This is a genomic window from Salinicola socius, assembly GCF_001937195.1.
Lineage (GTDB): Bacteria > Pseudomonadota > Gammaproteobacteria > Pseudomonadales > Halomonadaceae > Salinicola > Salinicola socius.
The window spans coordinates 1-13,017 of record NZ_MSDO01000027.1 but is presented as its reverse complement, the minus strand read 5'-3'; the positions used below and the strand labels follow the sequence as shown (position 1 = coordinate 13,017).

Here is a 13,017-nt window from a genome sequence, read left to right as displayed (position 1 = left end):
TCGCAACGCAGGAATGCGAGGAGACAACGATGGCCCGAGGTGTAAACAAAGTCATCCTGATCGGCAACCTGGGACAGGATCCGGAAGTTCGCTTCCTGCCTTCGGGAAATCCGGTGTGCAACCTGCGCATCGCCACCACCGATAGCTGGACCGACCGTCAGAGCGGCCAGCGCCAGGAGCGCACGGAATGGCACAGTGTGGTGCTGTTCAACAAACTGGCGGAAATCGCCCAGCAGTACGTGAAGAAAGGCTCGCGAATCTACATCGAAGGCCGCCTCCAGACCCGTAAATGGCAGGGCCAGGACGGTCAGGATCGCTACTCGACCGAAATCGTTGGTAACGACATGCAGATGCTGGATTCCCGTGGCGGTGGCCAGGGCGGTGACTACCAGCCCCAGGGTCAGTATGGTGGAGCGGCCCAGGGTGGGTATGACCAGGGCGGCTACGATCAGTCGTCACCGCAGCAGGGTGGCAACGCGCAGCCGCAACAGCCGCCCCAGCAGCGCCCGGCTCAGGGACAGCGCCCACCGCAGCAGGGTCAGCCGGCGCCGCAGCCCAACCAGAACCCCAATTACGGCGCGCCCAATCCGGGTAGCTTCGACGATTTCGACGACGAAATCCCGTTCTAGCGGTCATCTGAAAAAACGTTTGAGAGAAGCCGTGCGGCCGACCCACTCGTCGGCCGTCACCTCGGCGCCCCGCGACGCGGGGCGTCGTCGTTTCCGGGATCTGGCCGAGGCGTTCGAAATACATAAATATATGATTGTTTACTAATTTGTAAGAAACCCCATTTGTCTCTAAGTTGACCTCGCTTGTCTGCACCACACTCAGGGATTTGAGTGCTCTCGTATCAGAGTCTTAACGGAAATAACGGTGGTTCAATCCTGTAATGCGAACATCCTGCTTCCGCGGTCGAGCCGCGCGAGCTGTCGAAGGTCTTGACCTTTCGACGGTCTCTCGTGGCGATTCTGGCCGTGTCCGCGACAGCGCTTTTTATTCTCTTGCGCCGCTCGCACTTGGTCTCCTGTCACTATTGACGCCTTCGGCTGAGGCCGCCGAACGCTTTCCGGGCGGCCGCCTGCCGGCGATCGACACGCCGGCATCAGCCTACGGTAACGACGTTCGTCCCGGTCCCAGGGGGCAACCCAATGCCGATGATCTGGCCGGTATCGCGGAGCGCCAGCGGCAGCAGGGGCACCCGGCGACGGCACTGCGCCTCGCCCAGCGGGTGCTGGCGTACGCACCGGACAACCCGCAGGCCATTCAGACCCGGATTTCCAGCCTGGCCAATCTGGGCGCGCATCGCCGCGCCGATCAGCTGCGTGAGCAGTATCGGCCCGATTGGCCGCAGGCCACGCAGGAGCGCTTCCACGCCGACGTGGCAACGGCGGCGATTCGCGATGGCACGCAGGAGCAGGCCCGTCTCGAGCGACGACATCGCTATGCGACGAGCAATCTCGAGTTGGTCAAGTCGCTCGAGACGCTGAATGCCAATCTCGAACGCTTCCCCGCCGCAAGCGAAGCTCGCCAGCGCACTCGTGTCGACCGCCTGATCGTGCTGCGCCAACTGAATCGCTTCGACGCCGTGATTGCAGACTACCGTGCCTTGCAGCGTGACTCGATTGTCGTTCCGAGCTATGCCAAGGGTGCCGTTGGCGATGCCTATCTGGCGCGTCGCCAGCCGGAGGTCGCGGCAGAACTCTACCGCAACGCGATCGATGCCAATCCTCAAGCGCCGCTGTCCGTGCGCACCGGTTACTACTACGCGCTGATCGAGAGCGAGAACTACGCCGCCGCGGGCGAAGTGCTGGCGCAGATGGACATCGACACACCGATCTGGCGCTCGCGCCCGAATGCGACGGCCTCGCCGGTGCCGAACTGGGAGCGTAGCGAAGTCGACCGTCTGCGAGTGCTCGATGCCACTTACCGTCATCACGAGGCAGCGGCTCTCGAGCAGGCCAGAGGGCTCTATCGTCAGGCGCCGCGCAACACCGACGTAATCGATGGTCTGGCTACCGCCCAGCGTTCGAGAGGTTGGTATGAACAGGCCCAGGCAACCGCTGAGCTGGCGGCTGCCTACGCCCCCGGCGATCAGGCCACCCGGCTGAACATTGCCGAAAATGCTCAGGACCTCGAGAACTTCCCGCGCTGGCAACACACCATCGAGCCACTGGCGGCGCAGTTTCCGACCGATAGCGCGATTCGGCGTAACCGCCTCGAGTGGCAGGACCGCCAGCATTTCTCCCTCGAGGGGCAGGGCAGCTTCGGCCGATCCCACGGTGGCAATGCCGTCAACGGCAGCCAGGATGGTGAGTACCAGCTTCGGCTGAACTCCCCATGGAGCGAGGGTGGCTATCGCGCTTACGTCGAGCAGTCTTACCGCTGGGGCGACTACGACGAGGGTACCGAGCGTCACGACCGCGAGGGGGGCGGCGTGGAGCGCCAATGGCTGCGTCGTCACTGGTGGGCGGGGCTGAGTGGAGAGCATTTCAGCCACGATCTTGGGCTCGAACTCGGCTGGTCGCAGTGGCTCGATGATCGCTGGCAGTACCAGCTGCGAACCCAGACCCAGTCCCCCGAAACACCATTGCGTGCGGAGCGCGATGATCTGGATGGGCGGCTCTATCAGGCGCAGTTGACCTGGCGTCAGAACGAGTCGCGTGAAGCCACGCTGACACTGGGAGCGCTGGATATCAGCGACGGCAACCTGCGAAGCGACGCCGCGGCCGATCTGACCCAGCGCATTCAGGCCAGTGCCCATCATCAGACGCGACTGATCGGCTCGCTCTCCGCCGAGCACAACAGCCAATCCGAGGCGGATTACTACAACCCCGAGGATACCCGTTCGATGGGGTTGGCTCTCGAGCACGACTGGCTGACCTGGCGCCGTTACAACCACGCCTTCACCCAGAATCTGACGTTGGGCGCAGCCTCCGAATGGGAGCGCGGCTACGGCAGCGCAGCGGGTTACGACGTCACTTACGGTCACACCTGGCAACTGACCCGAACCTGGTCGATCCATTATGGCGTCGGCTGGGGACAACACGATTACGAGGGCGAGCGCGAGCGGCGTTGGCTGGGCCAGTTCGGTTTCGAGGGGGTGCTGTGATGGGCGCTATGATGAGTCAGTTGATGCGGTCGACCTGCATCCGATCCCTGCTGGCAGTGGCGCTGGCGGCAGGCTCGATTCCGCCGGCACCGGCGCAGGCCGGCGCCGCTACCGAAGTACCGGCCGTCGGATCGACCGGCGCTTCGGCCGGGACAGCGACCGCTATGCAGATCCGTGGCCTGGGCGAGGCGTCGTCGAAGATGGCCACACTGCAGATTCCGGCCGGCCAATTCGTGACGCTGGCATTCCACGACGTCCGCGACGATGCGCAGCCCGCCGTGGATCACGACCCCTACGCCGTCAGCACCGAGCGGCTGGCATCGCTGTTCGACTGGCTGGCGGTCAACGATTGGCATCCGGTGTCGCTGGACGATATCCAGGCGGCTCGTAACGGCGAGCGAGTACTGCCGCACAATGCGGTTCTGCTGAGCTTCGATGATGGGCTGGAAAGCTTCTACACCCGAGCCTTTCCGCTGCTGCTGGCATTCGACTACCCGGCGCTGTTCGCAGTGGAGACCGGCTGGATCGAGCGTGTCAGTCGCGGCGATACCGTGGCCGCGGCCGATACCGATCCGGTGACCTCGCCGCTCGACGAGGGCGCCGTCATCCGCGGTGATGGCGGCGACGAGACCGACAACGAGGTGCGTTACAACGGTCGCGGGCGAGGAAGTGCCGGCTTCGTCGACTGGCGGCAGGTGCGCGAGATGCAGGCGTCCGGGCTGGTGGAAGTGGCGTCGCATACCGACGATCTTCACCGCGGCATTTCGGCCAACCCGCAGGGTAACGTCGAGCCTGCGGCGCTGACGCGGCAGTACGATGCGTCGAGCGGCGAATACGAGAGCGATGTCGACTATCGACGGCGAGTGCATGACGATCTGGTTCGCAGTGCCGATATCATCGAGGAACACACCGGCATTCGACCGCGAACGCTGGTCTGGCCTTACGGCGCTACCAATGCCGTCACCGAGGCGATCGCGAGGAAGGCGGGCTACCGATTTACCTTCAGCCTTGGCGATCAGCGCCTGTCGACGCCATCGAGCGGACCCGATTTCGGCCGGTTTCTGGTCATGGACGATCCCGATCCGGTCGCCATCGAGTCCCAGATCGCCCAGACGGTCGCGCCGCCCAAGCGGATACAGCGCGCCGTTCAGGTGGATCTCGACTATCTCTACGACCCGGACCCCGATCAGGTCAATGCCAATCTCAGCGCCTTGCTGGATCGAATCCAGGCCATGCAAGTGCGCACGGTCTACCTGCAGGCCTTCGCCGATCCGGATGGCGACGGCACGGCCTCGTCGCTCTACTTCCCCAACCACTCGCTACCGATGCGTGCCGATCTGTTCAACCGCGTCGCCTGGCAGCTGAAGACCCGAGCCGGCGTCGAGGTCTACGCCTGGTTGCCGCTGCTCGCCTTCGATCTGCCGGATGAAGAACGCCAGCAGCGGCTGGCGGTGAGAGCGCATGGCGCCGACGGCGACAGTCAGGCCGCCGATCGCGATTATCGCCGGCTGAGCCCGTTTCGCCCCGCTACGCTGTCGATCGTTCGCGGGATCTATGCCGATCTGGCCCGCAACACATCGGGCATCAACGGCATCTTGATTCACGACGATGCCTACCTGGCTGCCGACGAGGACGCACAGGCCTGCACCCCCGAAGCGCGGTGGCCCGGCACTCAGCAGGTGCTGACCGACTGTGGCTTGAGCGCTCGCGACAAGACCCGAGCGCTGATCGACTTCAGTCGCCAGGCGGTCGCCGGTGCCCGTGAATACGTCAATCTGAGCCATCGCTTCCGAGTGGCGCGCAATATCTACCCGCGAGTGGTGCTCGATCCCGATGCCGAGTCGCGTTTCGCCCAAGCGTTGGGGCCATTCCTCGAGAGTTACGACGAAGTGGCGCTGATGGCGATGCCGTATCTCGATCAGGCGGACATGACGCGTGACGGCGATACGGCCAGCCAGTGGTTGAATGCGCTGATCGATCAGGTGATGCGCTATCCCGACGGGCTCGACAGGACGGTGTTCGAATTGCAGGCATACGATTGGGCGCGTGAGCGCTGGATCGAACCGCAACGCTTCCAGGGCTGGATGCAGCAGCTCGTGCGCCGCGGCGGATTGAATCTCGCTTATTACCCGGATGACTTCATCACCGGCAAACCGGCGTTTCAGCCGACATTCGAGGGCATGAGCCTCAACGAATTTCCCTACTCAACTTCCCCTCTCCGGAGTCAGCCATGATCGCCGATATCGAAGCCTGGATCGTGGCCATCGACTGGCGGGACGTGATGTTCGGCTTCGCGTTCTACTATCCGATCTTCATGGCCTGGATGTGGATTACCGGTGGGCTGTGGTTCTATCTGCGTCGCGAGCGTGGCAGAGACATGACCCCGCGACTGGAAACGCTGAGCTCCGATGCGCCCCATGCCAGCATCATCATTCCCTGCTTCGACGAGGCGGATCAGGTCGAGCAGACGATCCGCTATGCGTTGGCTACCCGCTATCCGCATTTCGATGTCATCGCGGTCAACGACGGCAGCCATGATGACACCGGGGCGATCCTCGACCGTCTGGCCGAGCAGCATGAACGCCTGCGCGTGATTCATTTCGCGACCAACCAGGGCAAGGCGGTGGCGCTGCGTGCCGGCGCGCTGGCGGCGCCCTCGGACTATCTCGTGTGCATCGACGGCGATGCGCTGCTTCACCCGTTTGCCGTCTACTGGATGATGCAGCATCTCACCGGCGGGCCGCGCGTCGGCGCGGTGACCGGCAATCCGCGCATTCTCAATCGCTCGACGCTACTGGGCAAAATCCAGGTAGGCGAGTTCTCCTCTATCATCGGCCTGATCAAGCGGGCGCAGCGGACCTACGGTCGTATCTTCACCGTCTCCGGGGTAATCACGGGCTTCAATCGCGCGGCGCTGGATAGCATCGGTTACTGGCGTTCCGACATGGTGACCGAGGATATCGACGTCTCCTGGCGCCTCCAGATCAACCATTGGGATATTCGCTTCGAGCCCGAAGCGCTCTGCTACATCTATATGCCGGAAACCTTGAAAGGGCTGTGGCAGCAGAGGCTGCGCTGGGCCCAGGGCGGGGTAGAGGTGATGCTGCGCTATGGCAGACGTCTGCTCGCGTGGCGCCAGCGTCGCTTCTGGGGCGTCGCGCTCGAGTACCTCACCAGCCTGATATGGGCATACGTGATGCTCGCCATTGCCGTCCTGTTCTGCATCGGATGGTTCATGCCGCTGCCGCCGCGCTGGCAGGTCGCCACGCTGTTGCCGCAGTGGAACGGGCTGCTGCTGGGTGCCACCTGCCTGATCCAGTTTCTGGTCAGCCTGAGCATCGACCAGCGCTACGAACGTGCGGGATTTCTACGCCACTATTTCTGGGTCATCTGGTATCCGCTGCTGTATTGGGTGCTGTCGACCTTGACCGCCGTCGTTGCCGTGCCCAAGACGCTGCTGGCCTCACGCCGCCAGCGGGCGCGCTGGAAAAGTCCGGATCGCGGCATTCAACCCTGACAGGACGTATCGCCATGCAAGAGTTTCCTCATGACCTCCACAGACAGCGGGGCGCCGTCAGGCTGCCTCGAATCATCCATCGTCCCGACCTGCAGTCGCGTCGCCAGCGAAGCGTCTTCGCGCTGGTGGCAGGCATCGGCTGGATGCTGTGGCTCTACCTGCTTCTGCCGCTGGCCACGATCGGCAGCTGGATCTTCGGCGTGCACCGATTCGACACCTATGTCATCGACAATCATGGTCATGCCTGGGCGTCGCTGGCGATCTACGCGGCCACCATCGTGCTGGCCGGTGCCGCGCTGCTGGTCTGGGCGTTCTACAACTATCGCCGCTTCCGACATGCCGACCGTCGACAGCCGGCTTCCCCGGTGACGCCTGAAAAACTGGCGCTTTCCTTTGGCGTGAACTCGGCTCAGGTCGCCGAGCTGCAACGCGCCCGCAGCGTGACGCTCGAACACGACGCGAAAGGCAATATCATCCGCTCGGCGAGGCATGAGGAGGTTTGAGGCGCCCTGCCGTCAGGCACGGCATCGATATGATGGCCTCGACGCGGAAGGCGGGGGGTTCTAGAATACCGCTCTCGATAGTCATCTAATGATTTGCGCGTACTGCTAATGGGGTGCGCTGTGACTGCGCCTTCGCCCTCATCGGCGAAGGCGCACTGCTTTTCCGTCGGCCCCTCACGTCAAGAGTCTCTCCATGCCACAACGTATCCCCGATGAGGCCCGCCTCCCCGAGCTGACGCTGCGGGGCGTCATTCTCGGTGCGCTCATTACGCTGTTGTTCACCGCCTCCAATGTCTATCTGGGTCTCAAGGTCGGGCTGACCTTTGCCTCGGCGATTCCGGCCGCCGTCATTTCGATGGCCGTTCTGCGGCGTGTGGCCGGTGCCAACAAGCTCGAGAACAACATGGTTCAGACCCAGGCCTCGGCGGCCGGAACGCTCTCTGCCATCATCTTCGTGTTGCCGGGGCTATTGATGATCGGCTACTGGCAGGGTTTCCCTTTCTGGCAGACCACGGCAATCTGCGCGATCGGCGGCATTCTCGGGGTGCTCTACACGATTCCGCTGCGCCGGGTAATGGTGGTGCAGAGCGATCTTCCTTATCCGGAAGGGATTGCCGCCGCCGAGATCCTCGAAGTCGGCAGCCGCGATTCATCGGCGCCGGAAACGTCGGGTGCGGCCAAGCTGGACGATTCGCGCAATGATGACGACAAGTCTGCCGGTGAACCGGGTGCCCGGGAGATTCTGCTGGGCGGTATCGTCGCCGCGGCGTTTTCGATCGCCAGTGGTGGCCTGCGAGTGCTGGCGGACAGTGTCAGCGTCTGGTTCTCGGCGGGGCGCGCGGCGTTTCAGCTCTCCACCGGGTTTTCGCTGGCGCTGGTCGGCGCGGGCTATCTGGTCGGTATCGTCGGCGGCATGGCGATGCTGATCGGCACCCTGATCGCCTGGGGCGTTGCGGTCCCGTGGTTGACCAGCATCACGCCGCTGGGGCCGGGGCAGTCGCTGGCCGATGCCGGCATGGCGTTATGGTCCGACAAGGTGCGATTCATCGGTGCCGGTACCATCGGTATCGCCGCGGTATGGACTCTGGCGACGCTGTTCAAGCCGATGCTGGTCGGCATGCGCACCTCGTTCGGCGCGGTGCGGGGGGATCAGGGGGGCTTCCGAGATCAGCCGCGCACCGAGCGTGATCTGCCGGCAGGCATCATTCTGGCGCTGACTGGCGTACTACTGCTGTTGCTGACCGGAGTATTCGCGATCTTCCTGCATGAGGCCGCGCCGCAGCTGGCCGGCGGGGCATTCTGGACGTTGACGCTGGGTAGCGTGGTATTCGCCGGCGTGTTCGGCTTTCTGATCGCCGCTGCCTGCGGCTACATGGCCGGGTTGGTGGGGTCGTCGAGCAGCCCGATCTCGGGAATCGGTATCGTCGCGGTGATTCTGGTATCGCTGTTGCTGCTCGGCTTCACCGCCATCAGCGATGCCTTCGATGCGCTGGACCCCGGCGTCGCGCGGATGCTGCCCACGGCGCTGGCGCTGTTCGTGACCTCCGTCATTCTCGCCGTGGCGGCGATCTCCAACGACAATCTGCAGGATCTCAAGACGGGGTATCTGGTCGGGGCCACGCCCTGGCGCCAGCAGGTGGCGTTGATCATCGGCTGCCTGGTCGGGGCGATGGTGATTCCGCCGGTGCTGTCGCTGCTCTACAACGCCTACGGGTTCGTCGGGGCGATGCCGCGGGATGGCATGGATCCTGCCCAGGCGCTGGCGGCGCCGCAGGCATCGCTGATGACGGCCATCGTGCGGGGGGTGTTCTCCCACGATCTCGAGTGGACGATGATCATCATCGGGCTGGCGATCGGTGCTGCATTGATCGCCGTCGACGAAGGGTTGCGCAAACGCGGCGGCACCGCACGCCTGCCGGTGCTGGCCGTGGGGATCGGTATCTATCTGCCGCCGAGCATCAACATGCCGCTGGTGATCGGCGCCGTGCTGGGCTGGTTGATCGACCGTCGGCTGCGGGCCCGCGCGCTGGCGCGGGGCGAGGACGTCGAGCGTGCCTCGGCGCAGCCTCGCCAGCGCGGCGTGCTGCTCGCTTCAGGATTGATCGTTGGCGAGAGCCTGGTCGGCGTGCTGCTGGCCGGCGTCATCGGCATGAGCGGGGCGCCGGCGCCGCTGGCGCTGGTCGGCGACGACTTCGCCAGTACCGCCCGGTGGCTGGGGCTGGTGGCATTCGTCGTCGTCTGCCTCGGCTTCTATCGGCGCGTGCTGGCGCTACCCAGGGCCGGGTGATCCCGATGCTTTCGGTCGACTCCTGATCCTGCCGGTCGAGCCCGTCGCTGTGCCGGGTTAAAGAGACGAATCGTTGGGCATGATCACGGGGGTGGTCGCGATGCCGCCGATGTCGACCTCGATTTCGAACAGCGCACCGGCCATGGGCTCGTCGGGGCAGCCGGTGGCAGCCGATGTGACGAACAGGCGATCCAGCGCCTCGCCGGCGAAGATGCACGAGGTGGGCCGGGAGACGGGTAGCGCGATCTCGCGATCGAGCGAGCCGTCGGCGTGGTAGCGGGCGATGCGCCCGCCGTCCCAAAGGGCGATCCACAGGCCGCCCTCGCGGTCGCAGGTCATCCCGTCCGGATAGCCGGCACCGGGCGCGAGCCGGATGTGTTGGCGTCGGTTCGACAATTCGCCCCGGTCGTCGAGATCGAACGCGAACACGATCTGGCGCGCGCTGTCATTATGATAAAGTGTGGCACCGTCAGGGCTGATGGCGGGCCCGTTGGTGACGTGGTACTCGCTGTCCATCTCGACCAGGCCACGGCTATCGAGACGAAACAGGTGGCCGCGGACCTCGGCCTCGTCATTGTCCATGGAGCCGAACCACAGCCGGCCGTGGGTATCGCTGTTGGCGTCGTTGAGGCGGTCGCCGGCGGGCAGCCACTCGATCGGCGTCAGACGTTTGCCGATGCGAGGCCCATCGGCATCGAGGTCGAGTTCGACCACGCCGGACAGCAGGCCGGCGACGAAGCCGCCGCCCTCGCGGGGCAACAGCCAGCAGCAGGCCTCGTCGAGATCCCAGCTCTGGCGTTCGCCGCCATCGGGAAAGTAGGCGTGAATTCTGGCTTGGCGAATATCGACGAACAGCAGGGCATCGAGGCTGTCGGACCAGATGGGGCCCTCGCCGAGTTCGGCGCCGACGTTCCAGATGACGGTGACGTCCTTGTGCATGATGGTCTCCATGATTGGCTAGGTGGCAGTCGATATTTTACCGGTATCGATCTCGGTCATGATCGATTCCGAGGTGTTCAGTGCTTCCGTTGTCACTGCCTTGGTTATCATAGTGCCGGTGTCGACGATGGGAATATGGTTTTCCAAACGAGTAAGGATTCCAAGGCGATGAGGCGTGTCGAGGTGCCATCGTGAAGTGTCTGGTGTTGCAAGCGGAGCACTGCCTGAATCTGGCGCTGCGGGGCACCGCGGTGCAGCGTGGTGATATCGCGTACCTGCCGGCGCCCGCCGTGGTGGACGTCGGCGTGCTGACCGAGATAGCACCGGATGCCGTGATCGTGCCGCCTCTGGCGGATCCCGGCCACTGCGAGCCGGCGGCGGTCTATCGTCATGCCGATCGGGTCGAAGCGTTGCTCGAGGCGTGCCAGACACTCGGGATCCCGCTGGTCTGGGGCGTATCGGATACGCTCTACGAAGATGGTGCGGAAAGCCCTATCGACGAGACCGTTCTGCCGCAACCGCGGGACGCGGCAATGCGCCGTCTGGTCGAGGTCGGCCAGCGCGTGCGCCACCATCCTCGACACCTCATATTGCGTCTGGGGCCGCTGTTCGGTCTCGAGGGTGAGGATGCCTGGCTGAGTGAGTTGATCGAGTCGCTGGTGCGCGGCGAGTCGGTGCGAGCGACTCAGGATCTGGTGCTCTGCCCGACGTCGGTCATGGCCGCCGCGCGTGCCATCACGGGCATGCTGCTGCAGCTCGACAGTGGTGCCGGCGCCTGGGGCACCTACCATCTCTGCGGCACGGAGCCGGTCAGCGTCTTCACCTTCTGCTCGGTCGTCCGGACTCAGCTGGCGACCCGCCTCGAGGGCGTGGGCGCATCACCGGCGCTTGGGGAGTTACAGGCGCTCAACCAGCATCATGATACGCCGCTGCGGCGGGTGCTCGACTGCCGACGGCTACTCGATGTCTTCGGGATCCATCAGAAGTCCTGGCGGCTGGAGCTGGGACTGATGCTGGACGCCTGGTGTCAGCAGCACTATCCCGATCACGATGAGGCCGACAATGGCAGCCGAGACAGCAGCAGAGGAGAAGCGGCCCGCGCATGAAAGTCTTTCGTAGTGTGATCTTCTATATCGGCTATTTTCTGGCGATCCTGGTCTCCGGCCTGGTGATGCTACCTCTTGGCCTGATGCTGCCGGTACGCGCGCGATTTCGGCTGTTCAACTGCCATAACCGATTCATCGTCACCTGGCTGTCGCTGACCTGCGGCATTCGCTATCGCGTGGAGGGACGCGAACGGGTGCCCGACGGGCCCTGCGTGGTACTGGCCAATCACCAGAGCGAGTGGGAGACCGTCTACCTGCAATTGCTCAAGACGCCGATCTGTACCGTGCTCAAGAAGGAGCTGCTCACCATTCCTCTGTTCGGCTGGGGCGTGCGTCTGCTCAAACCGATCCCGCTGGATCGCTCGAAGCCATCGGCGGCCATGCGCCAGGTGCTTTCCCATGGCAGGCAGCGGCTGGAAGAAGGGCTGTCGGTGCTGATCTTCCCCGAGGGTACCCGGGTGCCGCCGGGAGAGCGTCGCCGCTTCAACAAGAGCGGTGCGGTGATCGCGTGTCGCACGGGAGTGCCGGTGCTGCCAGTCGCCCATAATGCCGGCGAGCGCTGGGGACGCCACTGGATCAAGCAGCCGGGCGTGCTCAACGTGGTGGTGGGAGAACCGATCGCCACCGTCGGGCGCCGGCCCGAAGACGTGATGGCCGAGATGGAAGCCTGGATCGAGCGCACGCTGGACGAGATTTCCGAAGTGCCGCGTCCACCGCTGCCGGAAAGGGCGCCGCCGGCAGAGCTGCCGTCCTGACCCCATTCTCCGGCAGCTGGACCTCACTTAGAACGAGCCAAAAAAGGCGCCCCGCGGGGCGCCTTTTGCATTGGCAGCGATGATGTCGGCGATCAGCTTTCGAAGCGATCCAGCACCAGGCAGGCATTGGTGCCACCGAAGCCGAAGCTGTTGGAAAGCACTCGCTTGATGTCGACATCGTCGCGTCGCTGGCGAACGATATCGAAACCGTCGGCCTGCTCGTCGAGCGTGTCGATATTGGCCGACGCGCAGATGAAACGGTTCTGCATCATCAACAGCGAGTAGATCGCCTCCTGCACGCCGGTTGCGCCCAGCGAGTGGCCGGTCAGCGATTTGGTCGAGCTCATCGCCGGCGTGCTGTCGCCGAACACTTCGCGAATCGCCTTGAGCTCGGCCACGTCGCCCACCGGCGTCGAAGTGCCGTGGGTGTTGACGTAGTCGACCTTGCCGTCGAGACCCGCGAGCGCCTGACGCATGCAGCGCGCCGCCCCTTCGCCGGAGGGGGCCACCATGTCATGACCGTCGGAAGTGGCGCCGTAGCCGGTGATCTCGGCATAGATCCTGGCACCGCGAGCCTTGGCATGTTCGAGTTCTTCCACCACCAGCATCCCGCCGCCGCCGGCAATGATGAAGCCGTCGCGATCCACGTCGTAAGGGCGCGAGGCCTTTTCCGGCGTGTCGTTGTAGTGAGTGGTCAGTGCGCCCATGGCATCGAACAGACACGACAGCGTCCAGTGCTCCTCCTCGCCGCCACCGGCGAAGACCACGTCCTGCTTGCCGAGCTGGATCTGCTCGACGGCA

At 64.3% G+C, this 13,017-nt stretch carries 10 protein-coding genes; 8 read left to right on the top strand and 2 right to left on the bottom strand.

Features of this window, described 5'->3' with window-relative positions; all coding sequences use genetic code 11:
- Positions 1-29: 29 nt before the first annotated feature.
- The 6 genes from BTW07_RS16980 to BTW07_RS16955 all read left to right on the top strand — a co-directional run bounded on the left by BTW07_RS16980 (position 30) and on the right by BTW07_RS16955 (position 9,416).
- Positions 30-629, top strand: a complete 600-nt coding sequence (locus BTW07_RS16980; RefSeq protein ID WP_075571373.1) for a single-stranded DNA-binding protein — start codon at positions 30-32, stop codon at positions 627-629.
- Positions 630-1,033: 404 nt separating this feature from the next.
- Positions 1,034-3,109 (top strand): poly-beta-1,6 N-acetyl-D-glucosamine export porin PgaA, encoded by a 2,076-nt coding sequence (gene pgaA / locus BTW07_RS16975; protein ID WP_158025891.1) that lies wholly within the window; start codon positions 1,034-1,036, stop codon positions 3,107-3,109.
- A gap of 23 nt (positions 3,110-3,132) precedes the next feature.
- Positions 3,133-5,343 (top strand): poly-beta-1,6-N-acetyl-D-glucosamine N-deacetylase PgaB, encoded by a 2,211-nt coding sequence (gene pgaB / locus BTW07_RS16970; RefSeq protein WP_158025890.1) that lies wholly within the window; start codon positions 3,133-3,135, stop codon positions 5,341-5,343.
- Positions 5,340-6,626, top strand: coding sequence for a poly-beta-1,6-N-acetyl-D-glucosamine synthase (gene pgaC, locus BTW07_RS16965; RefSeq protein WP_075571371.1), 1,287 nt, complete (start codon positions 5,340-5,342; stop codon positions 6,624-6,626). Before pgaB ends, pgaC begins: the two co-directional genes overlap by 4 nt.
- Positions 6,627-6,640: 14 nt before the next feature.
- Positions 6,641-7,129 (top strand): poly-beta-1,6-N-acetyl-D-glucosamine biosynthesis protein PgaD, encoded by a 489-nt coding sequence (gene pgaD / locus BTW07_RS16960; protein ID WP_075571370.1) that lies wholly within the window; start codon positions 6,641-6,643, stop codon positions 7,127-7,129.
- Between the two features lie 193 nt (positions 7,130-7,322).
- Positions 7,323-9,416, top strand: a complete 2,094-nt coding sequence (locus BTW07_RS16955; RefSeq protein ID WP_075571369.1) for an OPT family oligopeptide transporter — start codon at positions 7,323-7,325, stop codon at positions 9,414-9,416.
- Between the two features lie 57 nt (positions 9,417-9,473).
- On the opposite strand, the gene BTW07_RS16950 is transcribed toward BTW07_RS16955, so the two are convergent.
- A complete protein-coding gene (locus tag BTW07_RS16950; protein ID WP_075571368.1) occupies positions 9,474-10,355 on the bottom strand; it encodes an SMP-30/gluconolactonase/LRE family protein in 882 nt (293 codons plus the stop codon).
- Between the two features lie 191 nt (positions 10,356-10,546).
- Between BTW07_RS16950 and BTW07_RS16945 the strand changes: the two genes are divergently transcribed.
- Entirely contained in the window at positions 10,547-11,461 is a 915-nt protein-coding gene (locus tag BTW07_RS16945; protein WP_075571367.1) for a sugar nucleotide-binding protein, read from the top strand.
- Positions 11,458-12,216: a lysophospholipid acyltransferase family protein gene (locus BTW07_RS16940; protein WP_075571366.1), complete on the top strand. Its 759-nt coding sequence runs from the start codon at positions 11,458-11,460 to the stop codon at positions 12,214-12,216. Before BTW07_RS16945 ends, BTW07_RS16940 begins: the two co-directional genes overlap by 4 nt.
- Before the next feature lie 92 nt (positions 12,217-12,308).
- On the opposite strand, the gene BTW07_RS16935 is transcribed toward BTW07_RS16940, so the two are convergent.
- Positions 12,309-13,017 (bottom strand): beta-ketoacyl synthase N-terminal-like domain-containing protein (locus BTW07_RS16935; protein ID WP_279626550.1); only part of this gene is annotated, 709 nt, incomplete at its 5' end.